General features: G+C 61.4%; 15 protein-coding genes and 1 other RNA gene. 8 read left to right on the top strand and 8 right to left on the bottom strand.

Translation table 11 applies throughout. From position 1 onward, the window contains the following. Positions 1-154 precede the first annotated feature (154 nt). From AB4P92_RS17200 to AB4P92_RS17170, 7 genes are all read right to left on the bottom strand, one after another. Positions 155-1,771, bottom strand: coding sequence for an iron ABC transporter permease (locus tag AB4P92_RS17200; RefSeq protein WP_047304070.1), 1,617 nt, complete (start codon positions 1,769-1,771; stop codon positions 155-157). Positions 1,772-1,915: 144 nt separating this feature from the next. After that, positions 1,916-2,920 carry an extracellular solute-binding protein gene (locus AB4P92_RS17195; protein WP_042561659.1) on the bottom strand — a complete coding sequence of 335 codons (1,005 nt, stop codon included), beginning with the start codon at positions 2,918-2,920 and terminating at the stop codon, positions 1,916-1,918. Between the two features lie 268 nt (positions 2,921-3,188). Beyond that, the gene (locus tag AB4P92_RS17190) at positions 3,189-4,406 is read right to left on the bottom strand and encodes a 2-octaprenyl-3-methyl-6-methoxy-1,4-benzoquinol hydroxylase (protein WP_181818472.1); all 1,218 of its coding nucleotides are present in this window, start codon (positions 4,404-4,406) and stop codon (positions 3,189-3,191) included. A gap of 9 nt (positions 4,407-4,415) precedes the next feature. Continuing rightward, complete coding sequence (locus AB4P92_RS17185; RefSeq protein ID WP_210623145.1) at positions 4,416-4,901, bottom strand: DUF4442 domain-containing protein; 486 nt, start codon at positions 4,899-4,901, stop codon at positions 4,416-4,418. Next, positions 4,894-6,081, bottom strand: coding sequence for a 2-octaprenyl-6-methoxyphenyl hydroxylase (ubiH, locus tag AB4P92_RS17180; RefSeq protein WP_395597916.1), 1,188 nt, complete (start codon positions 6,079-6,081; stop codon positions 4,894-4,896). The genes AB4P92_RS17185 and ubiH overlap by 8 nt, the downstream gene beginning before the upstream one ends. Beyond that, positions 6,078-7,412 carry a Xaa-Pro aminopeptidase gene (gene pepP, locus AB4P92_RS17175; protein ID WP_395597915.1) on the bottom strand — a complete coding sequence of 445 codons (1,335 nt, stop codon included), beginning with the start codon at positions 7,410-7,412 and terminating at the stop codon, positions 6,078-6,080. The genes ubiH and pepP overlap by 4 nt, the downstream gene beginning before the upstream one ends. 27 nt (positions 7,413-7,439) lie before the next feature. Continuing rightward, a complete protein-coding gene (locus AB4P92_RS17170; protein ID WP_042561664.1) occupies positions 7,440-8,000 on the bottom strand; it encodes a YecA family protein in 561 nt (186 codons plus the stop codon). Between the two features lie 118 nt (positions 8,001-8,118). On the opposite strand from AB4P92_RS17170, the gene AB4P92_RS17165 reads away from it, so the two are divergent. The 4 genes from AB4P92_RS17165 (at position 8,119) to AB4P92_RS17150 (ending at position 9,536) form a co-directional block, all read left to right on the top strand. Beyond that, positions 8,119-8,328 carry a TIGR02449 family protein gene (locus AB4P92_RS17165; RefSeq protein ID WP_016985919.1) on the top strand — a complete coding sequence of 70 codons (210 nt, stop codon included), beginning with the start codon at positions 8,119-8,121 and terminating at the stop codon, positions 8,326-8,328. Continuing rightward, entirely contained in the window at positions 8,325-8,642 is a 318-nt protein-coding gene (locus AB4P92_RS17160) for a cell division protein ZapA (protein ID WP_007967943.1), read from the top strand. Before AB4P92_RS17165 ends, AB4P92_RS17160 begins: the two co-directional genes overlap by 4 nt. A 30-nt stretch (positions 8,643-8,672) precedes the next feature. Continuing rightward, positions 8,673-8,851: non-coding RNA, 6S RNA (ssrS, locus tag AB4P92_RS17155), on the top strand. 79 nt (positions 8,852-8,930) lie between these two features. Beyond that, positions 8,931-9,536: a 5-formyltetrahydrofolate cyclo-ligase gene (locus AB4P92_RS17150; RefSeq protein WP_395597914.1), complete on the top strand. Its 606-nt coding sequence runs from the start codon at positions 8,931-8,933 to the stop codon at positions 9,534-9,536. A 33-nt stretch (positions 9,537-9,569) separates the two neighbouring features. Here AB4P92_RS17150 and AB4P92_RS17145 read toward each other — a convergent pair whose 3' ends face one another. Next, complete coding sequence (locus AB4P92_RS17145) at positions 9,570-9,725, bottom strand: hypothetical protein (protein ID WP_164488117.1); 156 nt, start codon at positions 9,723-9,725, stop codon at positions 9,570-9,572. 197 nt (positions 9,726-9,922) lie between these two features. Here AB4P92_RS17145 and AB4P92_RS17140 point away from each other — a divergent pair, with 197 nt between their 5' ends. From AB4P92_RS17140 to AB4P92_RS17125, 4 genes are all read left to right on the top strand, one after another. Continuing rightward, positions 9,923-10,372, top strand: a complete 450-nt coding sequence (locus AB4P92_RS17140; protein ID WP_261735560.1) for an EVE domain-containing protein — start codon at positions 9,923-9,925, stop codon at positions 10,370-10,372. A gap of 123 nt (positions 10,373-10,495) precedes the next feature. Next, positions 10,496-11,461, top strand: a complete 966-nt coding sequence (locus AB4P92_RS17135) for an HlyD family secretion protein (RefSeq protein WP_047304083.1) — start codon at positions 10,496-10,498, stop codon at positions 11,459-11,461. Beyond that, a complete protein-coding gene (rbbA, locus tag AB4P92_RS17130) occupies positions 11,458-14,181 on the top strand; it encodes a ribosome-associated ATPase/putative transporter RbbA (RefSeq protein ID WP_261735558.1) in 2,724 nt (907 codons plus the stop codon). Before AB4P92_RS17135 ends, rbbA begins: the two co-directional genes overlap by 4 nt. Then, complete coding sequence (locus AB4P92_RS17125) at positions 14,181-15,299, top strand: ABC transporter permease (protein ID WP_042561669.1); 1,119 nt, start codon at positions 14,181-14,183, stop codon at positions 15,297-15,299. The genes rbbA and AB4P92_RS17125 overlap by 1 nt, the downstream gene beginning before the upstream one ends. Positions 15,300-15,310 lie beyond the last annotated feature (11 nt).

Raw genomic sequence — 15,310 nt, 5'->3', positions numbered from 1 at the left:
GGTTTCTCCTTCCGGGCGTGGCGAGGGTGCGGACTGCCGCTGCACGGCTGAAAGCCTCGAAATATAAGGCTTTGAGCTGTTTCCAGCGAACGGGTCTGTCAGACGAACCGCACCGAATGCCGCGCATTGTAGCCGCATGATTCAGGACTGACGACTAAGTGTTTCGGTGCGCCGAGCGACGGATCAGACCAATGACCGGCAATAGTCCGACCAGAACCAGGGTCAGCGCCGGCAACGACGCCCTCGCCCATTCGCCTTCGCTGGTCATTTCAAAGATGCGTACGGCCAGCGTGTCCCAGCCAAACGGGCGCATCAGCAGGGTTGCCGGCATTTCCTTGAGCACATCGACGAACACCAGCAGCGCCGCGCTCAACGTGCCGGGCAACAACAACGGCAGATACACTTTGAAAAACAGTCGCGGCCCACTGACACCCAGGCTACGTGCCGCTTCCGGCAAAGATGGCCGTATACGCGCCAGACTGTTTTCCAGCGGGCCATACGCGACGGCAATGAACCGCACCAGATATGCCATCAGCAACGCCGCCAGACTGCCGAGCAACAAGGGTTTGCCTGCACCACCGAGCCAGCCCGAAAGCGGAATCACCAGTTCGCGATCCAGATAACTGAAGGCGAGCATGATCGACACCGCCAACACCGAGCCCGGCAGGGCGTAACCGAGGTTGGCCAGGCTGACCCCGGAGCGGATCGCCCGGGTCGGCGCCAACCGTCGGGCGAACGCCAGCAGCAATGCAACGCTGACGGTGATCAACGCCGCCATGCCACCCAGATAGAGGGTGTGAAGAATCAACCCGGCGTAGCGCTCATCGAGATCGAAACGCCCGCGCTGCCAGAACCACACGACCAATTGCAAAACCGGAATCACAAACGCGCAGGCGAAGACCAATGCGCACCAACTCATCGCCGCTACAGCTTTGACCCCGCGCAGGTGATACAGCGCCTTGATCCGCGGTCGCTCGTTGCTCGCCCGGTTCGCGCCGCGTGCACGACGTTCGCCGTACAGCACCAGCATTACCACCAGCAACAACAGGCTGGCCAATTGTGCCGCACTGGACAGGCTGAAGAAGCCGTACCAGGTCTTGTAGATCGCCGTGGTGAAGGTGTCGAAGTTGAACACCGAGACCGCGCCGAAATCCGCCAGAGTCTCCATCAGCGCCAGTGCCACGCCCGCGCCGATTGCCGGACGCGCCATCGGCAACGCTACGCGCCAAAAGGCTTGCCAGGGTGATTGGCCGAGCACGCGCGCGGCTTCCATCAGGCCTTTGCCCTGAGCGAGAAACGCCGTGCGTGCCAGCAGGTAGACGTAGGGGTAGAAGACCAGCACCAACACCAGAATCACCCCACCGGTGGAGCGAACACGCGGCAGCCGCAGGCCGGAACCGAACCATTCACGCAGCAGGGTTTGAACGGGCCCGGCGAAGTCGAGCAAGCCGACGAAGACGAAAGCGAGCACATAGGCCGGGATGGCGAAGGGCAGCATCAGTGCCCAATCGAGCCAGCGGCGGCCGGGGAATTCGCAGAGGCTGGTGAGCCAGGCGAGGCTCACACCCAGCAGCGTCACACCGAAACCAACGCCGAGCACCAGCGTCAGGGTGTTGCCCAGCAGGCGCGGCATCTGGGTTTCCCACAGGTGCGACCAGATCTGTTGATCGATGGTCTGCCATGACAGCAGCAGAACGCTCAGGGGCAACAGCACCAGCGCGGCAATGGCGAAGACGATGGGATACCAGCGGCGTTGGGCGGGGTGGGCCACTTGCGAACTCTCGTGGAGGAAAAACGTAGAGTGTAAGGAGAAAAGCAAAAAGATCGCAGCCTTCGGCAACTCCTACAGTGGGATTGTGCTCACCCTGTAGGAGCTGCCGAAGGCTGCGATCTTTTGCTCTCTAAATCAGCAGACTCAGTTCCAGCCCGCCCGATCCATCATGCGAATCGCTTCGGCCTGGCGCTTGCCCGCCACTTCCACCGGCAAGGTGTCGGCAATGAACTTGCCCCATGCGGCCACTTCTTCCGACGGTGCAACGGCAGGGTTGGCCGGGAATTCCTGGTTCACGTCGGCGAAGATTTTCTGCGCCTCAGGCGTGGTCATCCACTCGACCAGTGCCTTGGCGGCTTCCGGGTGTGGTGCATGTTTGGTCAAGCCGATACCCGACAGGTTGACGTGCACACCGCGATCCGCCTGATTCGGCCAGAACAGTTTCACCGGCAGTTCCGGCTTCTGCTTGTGCAGGCGACCGTAGTAGTAGGTATTGACGATGCCTACATCGCACTGCCCGGCATTGATCGCTTCGAGCACTGCAACGTCATCGGAGAACACATCGGTGGACAGGTTGTTGACCCAGCCTTTGAGGATCTTCTCGGTCTTCTCGGCACCATGCACTTCGATCATGGTTGCGGTGAGAGACTGGTTGTAAACCTTCTTCGCCGTGCGCAGGCACAGACGACCTTCCCAGTTCTTGTCGGCCAGTGCTTCGTAGGTGGTCAGTTCGCCCGGCTTCACTCGCTGGGTGGAATAGGCGATGGTCCGTGCGCGCAGGCTCAACCCCGTCCAGGCGTGGCTAGAGGCACGGTATTGCTGCGGGATATTGGCGTCGATGGTTTTCGAGGTGAACGGTTGCAGGATGCCCATCTGCTCGGCCTGCCAGAGGTTGCCGGCATCAACGGTCAGCAGCAGGTCGGCGGTGGCGTTTTCGCCTTCAGCCTTGATGCGCTGCATCAGCGGCGCTTCCTTGTCGGTGATGAACTTGATCTTCACCCCGGTTTTGGCGGTGTAGGCATCAAACACCGGTTTGATCAGTTCATCGATGCGCGAGGAGTAAACCACCACCTCGTCGGCGGCCTGGGCAGTGGTGCTGCCGATCAGGGTCAAGGCCAGTGCGGTCAGAAGACGCTTGGGTGCCAACATGGGAGTGGTCTCTTCGGTCGGGAAATGTGGGCCAAATGATAAGGACTCACATTTACGTTCTCAATCGAACACTTGGGCAAGGAGTTACCAGATGTTGCACGGCGCTAAACGAATCCCTGTAGGAGCTGCCGAAGGCTGCGATCTTTTGACTTTGTTTTTTAAGATCAAGGTCAAAAGATCGCAGCCTTCGGCAGCTCCTACATAGGGACGCATACCAAATTTAAGAGTGAGCCTGCTCGCGATGAGGCCGTCAGCCTCAATGCAGGCCTCAGGGTTTTGCGAGTGCCGGAAGGTCACCCGTCAAACCGAGGGCTTCACGCACAAACAGCGCCTTGGCCTCAGGCATCTGCTCAACCAGCTTCAACCCGGCATTACGCAACCAGCGCACAGGCAGCGGATTGGCCTGGAACAAGCGCTCGAACCCTTCCATCGCCGCCATCAACGCCAGGTTATGCGGCATGCGCCGGCGCTCGTAGCGGCTCAGCACTTTCACATCCGCCAGCCGTTCACCACGCTCGTTAGCCTGCAACAGCACTTCAGCCAGCACCGCCGCATCGAGGAAACCCAGGTTCACGCCCTGCCCCGCCAGCGGGTGAATGGTGTGCGCGGCATCGCCGATCAGCGCCAGGCCTTCAGCCACATAGCGCTTGGCGTGGCGCTGACGCAGTGGCACGCACAGCCGTGGATCGGCACTGACGACGTCGCCCAGGCGACCTTCAAACGCCCGCTCCAGCTCTCGGCAGAATGCCGCTTCATCCAGCGCCATCAAACGCTCGGCTTCGCTCGGCGTAGTCGACCAGACGATCGAGCACCAGTCCTGCTGGCCCTCGCGTTCCAGCGGCAGAAACGCCAGCGGCCCGTGATCGGTGAAGCGTTGCCACGCCGTCATCTGGTGCGGCTTGCTGCTGCGCACGCTGGTGACGATGGCGTGATGCAGGTAATCCCACTCGCGGGTCGCGACACCGGTCAGGCGGCGCACCGCTGAGTTGGCGCCATCCGCCGCGATCACCAGCGGAGCGCGCAACTGCCGACCATCGGCCAGGGTCAGCAACCAGTCATCGCCGGAGCGGCGCATCTGTTCCAGCCGTGCGTTGGCCAGCATGCCCAGATCGCAATCGTGCAAACGATCGAGCAAAGCATCCTGCACCACACGATTTTCGACGATATGGCCGAGTACGTCGGCGTGCACGCTGCTCGCCGAGAAGTGAATCTGCCCGGTGCCGCTGCCGTCCCAGACATGCATGTCGGTGTACGGACTGCTGCGTCGACTGGCGATGCCTTCCCACACACCAAGGCGTTCGAGAATCCGCTGGCTGGCCGCCGACAACGCACTCACCCGCGGTTCGAATGGCGCCTGGGCATCGAACGGTTTGACGCTCAGCGGGCTGCCGTCGAGCAGCAAAACTTCCAGGCCACTGTCCTGCAACGCCAGCGCCAGGGCGCTGCCGACCATTCCGGCTCCGACAATCAGCAGATCTGCGCGCATTTCCATGCTTTAAGCCTGTCTCGCTTGCGGCTTGAGCCGCACGTAAAGGGTTTTACCGACCCGCGCGACAAGGTTGCCGGCGCCGTCATGAATATCGACCTGCAACTGCGGCAGGTACTTTTCGCCAGTGGCGGTCTGCCGACGCACCTCATCCAGCAAGGTGTCGTCGATGGTAAACCGGGCGAACACCGGGCCTTTGCCCGGCGCAATGAAATCGATGTCGGCGGCCTTGTCCCAGACGATGTACCGCGACCCGAGGTTTTCCATCAGCATCAACATGAAAAAAGGATCGACCATCGAATACAGACTGCCGCCAAACTGCGTGCCGACGTAGTTGCGGTTGTACCAGCCCAACCCCATCGACACCTGAATGTCGCGAAAGTCGTCGCTAATGTGCCGTACCCGAACACCGGCGCCGAGATACGGCGGGTAAAAGGTCATCACCCAACGCATCAACCGCGCCTTGCCGAACTTGTCGCTCAACCACTTAAGCATCCGGACGAGTTCCCAAACCCATGGCCTGGCGGGCGAACCAGCGCTTGGCGGGGGGTAACAGGTCGAGACCGAGCAAACCGATGTTGCGCCCCAGCGATACCAACGGCTGGGTGCTGCCAAACAGCCGCGTAACCTGATCGGAGAACCCCACCGTGAGGTCCTGATCGAGACGCTGACGTTCGCGATAAGCCTGCAACGTGGCGAAGTCGCCCAACGGTTTGTCGCTGGCGAGCAACGCCGCGGCGAGAGCATCGGCATCACGCAGGGACAGGTTGAAACCCTGCCCCGCAATCGGATGCAAACTGTGCGCGGCGTTGCCAAGTACGGCCAGATGCGAGCGCACCTGCTCTTCGGCTTCGACCAGCGACAGCGGATACAAATGCCGCGCCCCCACCTGTTTCAACGTGCCGAGGCGGTAACCGAACACGCCCTGCAATTCGCTGAGGAAATCGCGCTCGCTCAAATCGGCCAAGCGTTGCGCATCCATGCCCAGACGAGTCCAGACCAATGCGCAACGGTTATCCGGCAGCGGCAGCAAGGCCATCGGGCCCTCGTCGGTGAAACGCTCGAACGCCATGCCGTTGTGCGCTTCGCTCGGGGTGATGTTGGCGATCAGCGCACTCTGGTTATACGGACGCTTGCGCACGTTGATGCCCAACTGCTCGCGCAATCCGGAGCGCCCGCCATCGGCCAGCACCGCGAGGTCGCATTCAATGGTGGTTTCATCATTAAGGGTCAGGCGATAGCCGTCGGACAACGGCTCCATGCGCGTGACTTCCGCCGGGCAACGCCAGCTGATCACATCCCTGTCGACGTGCCGCCAGAGGCATTGGCCGAGCCAGGCGTTTTCCACCACGTAACCTAGCGCCGGCACACCCTCTTCCATCGCCGACAACCGTGCGGTGGAGAAGCGGCCACGATCGGACACATGGATCTGTTTGATCGGCTCGGCGCGACGGGAGATTTCCTGCCACACGCCCAACCGTTGATAGATTTGTCGTGCGCCGAAGGACAGCGCCGAGGAACGTGCATCGTAGCTCGGCTGCCAACTGTCGCCAGGCGCGAACGGTTCGATCAGCACGATTTTCCAGCCGCGCGCCTTGGCCCCGGCCTGCAGCGCCAATGCCAGACTGGCGCCGACCAGGCCGCCACCGATGATTGCCAGATTGACTCGACTCATGCCGCGTGTGTCCGTGCTTGCGCCATCAGCGCTTCGATGTCGGCGACGGTTTTCGGTACGCCGTTGGTGAGGATTTCACAGCCGGTCTTGGTCACTACCACGTCATCCTCGATGCGCACGCCAATGCCGCGCCATTTTTTCGCTACGTTCTGATTGTCCGGGGCGATGTAGATACCCGGCTCCACGGTGAGCGCCATGCCGACTTCCAGCACGCGCCATTCGCCGCCGACCTTGTACTCGCCGACGTCGTGTACATCCATCCCCAGCCAGTGGCCGGCGCGGTGCATGTAAAACGCTTTATAAGCCTCAGTCGCGATCAATTCGTCGACATCGCCCTGCAACAGGCCCAGCTTCACCAAACCTGCGGTGATGACTCGAACCGTGGCTTCGTGCGCCTGATTCCAGTGCTTGTTCGGGGCAATTTCAGCGAACGCGGCTTCCTGCGAGGCGAGTACCAATTCGTAGATCGCTTTCTGCTCAGGCGAAAACTTGCCGTTGACCGGCCAGGTGCGGGTGATGTCGCTGGCGTAGCAGTCGATTTCGCAACCGGCGTCGATCAGCACCAGATCTCCGTCCCTGAGCAGCGCGTCATTTTGCTGGTAATGCAGGATGCAGCTATTGCGCCCGGCGGCAACGATCGAACCGTAGGCCGGCATCTTCGCCCCGCCCTTGCGGAATTCGTAATCGAGCTCGGCTTCGAGGCTGTACTCGTAGAGCCCGGCGCGGCTGGCCTGCATCGCGCGGATATGGGCCTGGGCCGAGATCCGTGCGGCTTCGCGCATCACCTTCACTTCTGCCGCCGATTTATACAGGCGCATGTCGTGCAGCAGATGATCCAAGGCAACGAATTCGTTCGGGGGCTGGGCGCCGAGGTGCGCTTTAGAGCGGATCACGTTGATCCAGTCCATCAGGTGCCGGTCAAATTCGGGGTTACTGCCCATCGCCGAATACACCCGGTCGCGACCTTCGATCAGGCCCGGGAGAATGTCGTCGATGTCGGTAATGGGGAAGGCGTCGTCGGCACCGAAGTCGCGTATCGCGCCTTCCTGGCCGGCGCGCAAGCCGTCCCACATTTCCCGTTCAGCGTTGCGTTCACGGCAAAACAAAACATATTCGCCATGCTCGCGGCCGGGCATCAGGACGATGACGGCTTGCGGCTCGGGGAAACCGCTGAGGTACTGGAAATCGCTGTCCTGACGGTAGACGTGCTCGACGTCGCGGTTGCGGATGGCCACCGCGGCAGCGGGCAGAATTGCGATGCTGTTGGGTTCCATCTGCGCCATCAGGACCTTGCGGCGACGGCTGTATTCCGCTTTCGGGATATGGGTCATGGGCAGATGGCTTTCCCTGGCTCGCGATTAATGCAGCGACGGCTTGGCGGCTGGCGGCACGTCGGCTTTTTTGGTTTCCGTGAACAGCAGCAGCGGCGCGACGCGCAGGTACTCCATGACTTCCATGTAGTCGGTCTCGCCGTCTTCGGATTCTTCCAGAGCATCTTGCACCTGGGAAATGGCGGCCAGATCCTGCAACACTTCGGTGGCTTCAGTGCTGAGCATGCTGCTGTCGCGGCAGTTCAGGCCGAAACCGCTGAGGAAGCCCTGGCACCATTCGCCCAGTGCGGCGGCACGCTCAGCCAGTGGCGCGTCATCGGTCGGCAGCAGCAGGACGACAGTGACGTCGTCGCCGGTCAGCTCACCCTTGACCATCTCTTGCAGACCGATCAGGGCGTTGCGGATGTTGTCCTGGGGCTCACTTTCGAGCAGCTCGGCGGCATCGATCAGCCACTCGTCGGCATTGAAGCCGGCACCGGCGCAACTGCGCCCGAGCAGCAAGCCGTGCAGTTCGGCAGGCGAGACGTTATGGCCGCTGGAGGTCAGCAGGGTGGCAAAGGCTTGGTACGGGGAATTCGCAATGGTCATGGGCAGCTAGGCGCCAGACGGCGCTATGTCTAGAATGGAGGCCTTGTATCCTACATCGACAGACTCGCCAAGACTATTAAAGGCTGTCCGCCAGCTAACCCATCAGACAGTGAATCCAATGGAAGACAACGACCTGCAAGCGCTGATGGCCAGACTCGAACTGCTGATTGGCCGAGTCGAGCAACTAAAGAGTCAAAACGCACTCTTACTAGCTCAGGAAAAGACCTGGCGCGAGGAACGCGCGCACCTCATTGAAAAAAACGAAATCGCCCGGCGTAAGGTCGAATCGATGATTTCGCGCCTCAAGGCCCTGGAGCAAGACTCATGAGTTCAAGCAATAGCGTTACCGTGCAGATCCTCGATAAAGAATATTCGATCATTTGCCCGCAGGAAGAACGCAGCAATCTGGTGAGCGCCGCACGCTACCTGGACGGCAAGATGCGCGAGATCCGCAGCAGCGGCAAAGTCATCGGTGCCGACCGCATTGCTGTAATGGCCGCACTGAACATCACTCACGATCTCTTGCACAAAGAAGAGCGCCCGGACATTCAAGCCAGCGGCTCGACCCGTGAGCAGGTGCGTGACTTGCTCGATCGTGTCGATCTGGTCCTGGCCGACGATCCGGACATCAGCAAGGGCTGATTCGCCCGTCCGCTTGAGGTATACTCGCGGCACTCCCTGGGGTGCTTGCCAGTTGACGATGTCCCTGAGCCGATTCGCACTACCCTGGAAGTTGCACGTTGGGCTGGTGTGCATGTCCGCCAGACGGAAAGCCTTAAAGTCTACTGCATCTTCCACCTTGAACTTTCGGGTTCAAGGGCTAAGTTGACAGCGGTTCATCCGGGGAGCCTGATTCGAATCCGATGTCGGTGAATGCCGACATCGGATTTTTTATGCGTACGTTTTCGTCCAACCTGCCGAAGCCGAACCATGACCGAACTCGCGCTGCTGCCCCGCCCGCAACTCCGCCGCCTGCTGCGCAAGGCGCGCCGCGCACTGACTGCTGCTGAACAACGCCAGGCCGCCAAAGGATTGTTCCGACAATTGGCGCAAGACCCGCACTTTCGCCGGGCAAAACACATCTCCCTGTACCTGCCCACCGACGGTGAAATCGATCCGCGTCTGCTGCTGCGTGAAGCACAGCGCCGGAGCAAGACCACGTACCTGCCGGTGCTCAGCGCCTGGCCGCGAACCAAAATGGTGTTCCAGCGCATCCGTCCCGGCGAAAAACTCAAACCCAACCGTTTCCGCATTCTTGAGCCGCGCGCCAACCTGGCTCGCCAGCGCAAGATCTGGACACTGGATCTGGTGTTGTTGCCACTGGTGGGATTTGACGACGTCGGCGGACGTCTGGGGATGGGCGGCGGCTTCTATGATCGCAGCCTGGCGTATCTGGCGCGGCGCAAGAACTGGCGCAAGCCGACATTATTGGGTCTGGCCCATGAATGTCAGAAGGTCGAACGGCTGGCGCAGGCGAGTTGGGATGTACCGTTGCAAGGCACGGTCACTGACAAGGCGTGGTATTTCGTAGACTGAACGCCGCAGATCAGCGGCGTCGAGGAGGCAGTTTCAGCGCTTGAAGGCTGTTGACTGTTGAACCTGTTGCGCGATTTCAATCGGTGCGTCGGCCTTGTTGGCCCACAGGCTTTGCGCGTAACCCGTGGTCACAACGCCCAAACCAAACAAAATAACCAAAACCCAAAGCAAATCCGGTTTGCGTTTCATCGATTGCCCCCCTCAAGGCACATCATCACGATGACAGCAGCGGTTTCCATTCGTAGGCCGTGCAGCAGCGTCAAGCTTTAAAGGCCGGCATTTTGCGACAACGAGAACCTGTGCGCAAACGCTGACGTCAACCGACTGTCGGTTTGTCATAAAATTGCCCGACAACTTGCCCATAGAACGCTCCAGGAGCAAAAACCATGGCCTATTGGCTGATGAAATCCGAACCTGACGAACTCTCGATCAAAGACCTGGAGAAACTCGGCAAAGCGCGCTGGGACGGGGTTCGCAACTATCAGGCACGCAACTTCCTGCGCGCGATGGCGGTGGGGGATGAGTTCTTTTTCTACCATTCCAGCTGCCCGGAGCCGGGAATTGCCGGGATCGGAAAAATAATCGAAGCGGCGTATCCGGATCCCACCGCGCTGGAACCGGAAAGCCATTACTTCGACCCGAAAGCCACACCTGAGAAAAATGCATGGAGTGCAATCGACGTGGCGCACGTCGAAACCTTTACGCGGGTGTTGAAACTCGATTATCTGAAGCAGCAGCCGGCGCTGGCCGAGATGCCACTGGTACAAAAAGGCAGTCGCCTGTCAGTGATGCCCGTCACCGCCGAGCAGTGGGCCGCTGTGCACGGCTTGCGCTGAGAACCGCTCGGTCACGCAGTGGGCCCAGACAAAAGGGTCTAGGCTTGCCGCTCATTTGATTGACATCAAGCGCCCCCAGCGCTTGAACCGTCAGACTGGACGCCACAGCCGCAGGATGCCCCCATGTCGACGCACAGCCGTTCCTCACTTCTATTTGCCGGATCGCTTATTGCACTAATGCTGGCCGCTGGCGGCTTCGGTTACTGGAAGTCGCTCAGTAGCCGTCTGCCCGAGGGCCTGTCGGCCGGCAACGGACGACTCGAGGCCACCGAAGTGCAGATCGCCAGCAAGACACCCGGTCGCCTGGCCGAAGTGCTGGTCGATGAAGGTGACAAGGTCACTAAAGGGCAATTGCTCGCGCGCATGGACACCCGCACCCTTGAAGCCCAACGCAACCAGGCCGAAGCCGAAGTCTTGCGCGCCCGGGAAAACCTCAACGCCGCTCAGGCCAACGTGCAGTTGCGTCAGAGTGAGCTATTGCTGGCCCAGCAGGAGCTCGGCCGATCGCAGTCGCTGTTCAAGCACGGCTTCGTCAGCGCCCAGGCCATCGACCAATTGCAGTCGCGCATGGGCACCGGCAACGCTGCGGTGACGGCGGCCCGCGCCCAAGTGTCGGCGGTCAGTGCAGCGATCGGCGCAGCGCAGGCGCAGGTCGCGCAACTGACCAGCGAAATCGACGACAGCAGCCTGCGCGCGCCGATTGATGGCGTGATCCAGTTACGCATGGCCGAACCCGGCGAAGTACTGGGTGCCGGCGGCCGCGTCCTGCTGCTGATCGATCCCAATGATCAGTACATGAACCTCTACCTGTCCGCCTCCGTGGCCGGGCGGCTGGCGGTGGGCGATGAGGCGCGGGTGCTGCTCGATGCCCTGCCCGAGAAACCCTTGCCGGCAAAAATCAGTTTCGTCGCCGGCAAATCCCAGTTCACCCCCAAGGAAGTCGAAACCCGCGACGAGCGGCAAAAACTGGTGTTCCGCGTCAAGCTGCGCCTGACCCAACCCAGCGCCGTGCCGCAAGCCAAGCCCGGCATGCCCGGTGCCGGGTATGTGCGCACCGCGCCGATCGCCTGGCCGGCCAATCTGCAATGAGCAATCTCGCGGTTCAGGCGAACGGCATCGCGCACCGCTACGGCAAACAGCAAGCCCTGAGCGAGATCACGTTCAGCCTGCCCGCCGGCACCCGCTGTGGGCTGATCGGCCCCGATGGCGCCGGCAAGTCCAGCCTGCTGGGGCTTATCGCCGGGGTGAAGGCCCTGCAACAAGGGCAGTTGGACGTCCTCGGTGGGCCCATTGAGCAGCGCCGCCACCGCGACACGTTGTATGCACGCATCGCCTTCATGCCTCAGGGATTGGGCGGCAATCTGTATCCCGAGCTGTCGATCCGCGAAAACATCCAGTTTTTTGCCACGCTGTTCGGTCTATCGAAAGCCGACAGCGAACAACGCATGCACAACCTGCTGCTCGCCACTGATCTGTTGAAGTTCGCTGAGCGCCCCGCCGGCAAGTTGTCCGGCGGCATGAAACAGAAACTGGGGCTGTGCTGCGCGCTGATCCATGAGCCGGACCTGCTGATCCTCGACGAGCCAACCACCGGCGTCGACCCGCTGTCACGCCGGCGTTTCTGGGAGTTGATCGACGACGTACGGCGCCAGCGCCAGCAACTGACCCTGCTGGTCGCCACCGCTTATATGGAGGAAGCCGAACAGTTCGAGCATTGCCTGATGCTCGACAACGGCAAGTTGATCGCCACCGGCTTGAGCCGTGAACTGGCGGCTGTCACCCCCAGCGGCAAACTCGATGAGGCCTTCACGCATTTCCAGGGTGACAGCCAGCATGACGCCCAGCCGCTGGTGATTCCGCCACGTAGCGGTGGCAGCAGCGACATCGCCATCGAGGCCCACGACCTGACGCTGCGTTTCGGCGACTTCACCGCCGTGGATCACGTCAGCTTCGCCATCGGGCGCGGCGAGATTTTCGGTTTTCTCGGCTCCAACGGTTGCGGCAAGACCACCACCATGAAAGTCCTCACCGGGCTGATGCCCGCCAGCGAGGGCAGTGCGACGCTGCTCGGCAACCCGGTAGACGCCAAGGATCTGGCCACGCGCAAGCGGGTCGGCTTCATGTCCCAGAGTTTTTCGCTGTATGGCGAGCTCAGCGTGCGGCAGAACCTTGAGCTGCACGCCCGGCTGTTCGACTTGCCCAAAGCCGAGAGCGCGCAACGCATCGATGCATTGATTCAGCGCTTCAATCTGCTCAGCGTCGCCGATCAGCCGTCCGGGGCCTTGCCTCTCGGACTGCGCCAGCGTCTGTCGCTGGCGGTGGCGGTGTTGCACCGCCCGGAAGTGCTGATCCTCGACGAGCCGACTTCCGGCGTCGACCCGGCAGCCCGCGATGATTTCTGGCGGCTGTTGATCGAACTCTCCCGCGAGCAAGGCGTGACGATTTTCCTCTCCACCCACTTCATGAACGAAGCCCAGCGCTGCGACCGCATCTCGCTGATGCACGCTGGCAAAGTCCTGGCGTGCGACACCCCGGCGGCGCTGCAACGTCAGTTCGGTGGAGAAACGCTGGAAGCCGCTTTCGTGACGTGCCTGGAACAGGCCCAGGGCACTGCCCAATCGCCGCCCACGAGTGAATCGCCGACAGCGCCAGCGGCTAACCCGCCACCGCTCAAGCAGCGCGGTGTCAGCCTCGGTCGCCTGCTGGCAGTGGCCCGTCGCGAAGGCAAGGAGCTGCTGCGCGACAAAGTGCGCATGGCCTTTGCGCTGGCTGGGGCGATTTTCATGATGGTGATTTTCGGCTACGGGATTTCCCTGGACGTGGAAAACCTCGCGTTCGCCGTTTACGACCAGGATCAGACACCGCAGAGCCGAACTTATCTGGAAGCCTTTCGCGGCTCCCGTTATTTCGACGAACAACCGGCCATCCATGACGCTCAAGAACTGCATCGACGCCTGCAACGTTCGGAAATCAAACTGGCGCTGGAGATTCCCCCCGGGTTCGGCCGCGATCTGTACGCCGGGCGCCAACCCGCCGTGGCGGCCTGGCTCGATGGCGGCATGCCGTTTCGCGCCGAAACCAGCCGCAATTACGTCGAAGCCGTCCATTTGGCCAATCTTCAACAGTTGGCCGAGCAGAGCAGCCCCGCCATCAACCATCAGGCGGGCGCCAGCCTGCAAACGCGCTTTCGCTACAACCAGGATGTGGTCAGCGTCAACGCGATTGGCCCCGGGGTGATGGCGCTGATTCTGGCGTTCATTCCGGCGATGCTGACCGCGCTCGGCATCGTGCGCGAAAAGGAACTGGGTTCGATCACCAACTTCTACGCCACGCCCCTGACTCGTCTGGAGTTTCTGCTGGGTAAACAAGCGCCGTACCTGCTGGTCAGTCTGATCAACCTTGCGCTGCTGGTGGCGATGAACCGCTGGCTGTTCGGCGTACCGTTCAAGGGCAGCCTGCTGACGCTGGCATTCGGCGGCCTGCTCTACGTGCTGGCGACCACCAGCATGGGCCTGCTGATCTCGGCGTTCACCCGTACGCAAATCGCTGCGATCCTCGGCACCATGATCATTACCAGCCTGCCCACCATCCAGTTCTCCGGGCTGATTGTGCCGCGCTCCTCTTTGGAAGGGGCCGCAGCGGTGATGGGCATGCTGTTTCCGGCGGGGCATTTCCTCGACATCGCCGTCGGTACCTTCACCAAAGCGCTGGACTTGCGGCAGCTGTGGCCGCAGTGCCTCGCGCTGTTCGGGTTCTTTGTCGGGTTCACCGGGCTGAGCCTGGTCATGCTGAAAAAGCAGGAGGCCTGATGCACAAGTTCGCGCACATCCTGCGCCTGGGACTCAAGGAGCTGACCAGCCTGCGCCACGACAGCGTGTTGCTGCTGTTCCTGTTCTACGCCTTTACCGTGGCGATCTACATGCCCGCCGCCGGTTCGGTGATCGGCGTGCACAACGCCAGCGTGGCGATCGTCGACGAAGACCAAAGCGCCCTCTCGCGCCAGTTGGCCCAGGCCCTGCAACCTCCAGAGTTCCAGACACCGGTGCTGTTGCCTTACGCGCAACTGGACCAGGTCATGGACAGCGGCCAATACACCTTCGTGATCAATATACCGGCGCGTTTTCAGACCGATCTGCTCGCGGCGCGACAACCGGCCATTCAAGTCAACGTCGATGCCACCGCGATGAGCCAGGCGTTCATGGGCGCCGGCTACATCGGCCGGATCTTCCAGCGCGAACTGCAGGCCTATGGCGGCCAGAGCGATGCCGCGAGCAAGGCGCCAGTGCAACTGACTACCCGCGCCCTGTTCAACACTAATCTGGAGGGGGGCTGGTTTCTGGCGGTGATTCAGATCGTCAACAACGTCACCATTCTGGCGATCATCCTGACCGGCACGGCGCTGCTGCGTGAACGCGAACACGGCACGCTCGACCATTTGCTGGTGCTGCCGCTGACGGCGATGGAAATCATGCTGGCGAAAATCTGGAGCAACCTGCTGGTGGTGGTGCTGTGCACCTGGCTGTCACTGGAGGTGGTGGTCAAAGGCGCGCTCGGCGTGCCGTTGTCCGGCTCGATGAGCCTGTTTTTACTGGTGACGGCGGTTTATCTGTTTGCCAGTACCGCACTGGGGATCTTTCTGGCGACCCTGGCGCGCTCGACGCCGCAGTTCGGCCTGCTGGCCATTCCGGTGATCATCCCGATGTTGCTGCTGTCCGGCGGCAGTACGCCGCTGGACAGCATGCCGCAATGGCTGCAGTGGGTCATGCAAGGCTCACCATCCACGCATTTTGTCAGCCTCAGCGCCGCGATTCTGTTTCGCGACGCCGGGCTGAGCGTGGTCTGGCCGGACTTGCTGGCGCTGACGGCCATCGGCCTGCTGTTCTTCGTCATTGCCCTGGCGCGCTTTCGCAAAAGCCTGGCGTCCTGAACAGCAGCCAA

It is taken from the genome of Pseudomonas sp. A0308 (genome assembly GCF_044218815.1).
GTDB lineage: Bacteria > Pseudomonadota > Gammaproteobacteria > Pseudomonadales > Pseudomonadaceae > Aquipseudomonas > Aquipseudomonas iridis.
This window is presented reverse-complemented; position numbering and strand designations above follow the sequence as displayed.

Bases quoted from the DNA above. Each gene is read 5' to 3' on its own strand.
- AB4P92_RS17145 (WP_164488117.1), bottom strand. From the start codon at position 9,725: ATGAAACGCAAACCGGATTTGCTTTGGGTTTTGGTTATTTTGTTTGGT.
- ubiH (WP_395597916.1), bottom strand. From the start codon at position 6,081: ATGAGTCGAGTCAATCTGGCAATCATCGGTGGCGGCCTGGTCGGCGCC.
- AB4P92_RS17150 (WP_395597914.1), top strand. From the start codon at position 8,931: ATGACCGAACTCGCGCTGCTGCCCCGCCCGCAACTCCGCCGCCTGCTG.
- AB4P92_RS17160 (WP_007967943.1), top strand. From the start codon at position 8,325: ATGAGTTCAAGCAATAGCGTTACCGTGCAGATCCTCGATAAAGAATAT.
- AB4P92_RS17135 (WP_047304083.1), top strand. From the start codon at position 10,496: ATGTCGACGCACAGCCGTTCCTCACTTCTATTTGCCGGATCGCTTATT.
- AB4P92_RS17125 (WP_042561669.1), top strand. From the start codon at position 14,181: ATGCACAAGTTCGCGCACATCCTGCGCCTGGGACTCAAGGAGCTGACC.
- rbbA (WP_261735558.1), top strand. From the start codon at position 11,458: ATGAGCAATCTCGCGGTTCAGGCGAACGGCATCGCGCACCGCTACGGC.
- AB4P92_RS17185 (WP_210623145.1), bottom strand. From the start codon at position 4,901: ATGCTTAAGTGGTTGAGCGACAAGTTCGGCAAGGCGCGGTTGATGCGT.
- pepP (WP_395597915.1), bottom strand. From the start codon at position 7,412: ATGACCCATATCCCGAAAGCGGAATACAGCCGTCGCCGCAAGGTCCTG.
- AB4P92_RS17190 (WP_181818472.1), bottom strand. From the start codon at position 4,406: ATGCGCGCAGATCTGCTGATTGTCGGAGCCGGAATGGTCGGCAGCGCC.
- AB4P92_RS17165 (WP_016985919.1), top strand. From the start codon at position 8,119: ATGGAAGACAACGACCTGCAAGCGCTGATGGCCAGACTCGAACTGCTG.
- AB4P92_RS17195 (WP_042561659.1), bottom strand. From the start codon at position 2,920: ATGTTGGCACCCAAGCGTCTTCTGACCGCACTGGCCTTGACCCTGATC.
- AB4P92_RS17140 (WP_261735560.1), top strand. From the start codon at position 9,923: ATGGCCTATTGGCTGATGAAATCCGAACCTGACGAACTCTCGATCAAA.
- AB4P92_RS17170 (WP_042561664.1), bottom strand. From the start codon at position 8,000: ATGACCATTGCGAATTCCCCGTACCAAGCCTTTGCCACCCTGCTGACC.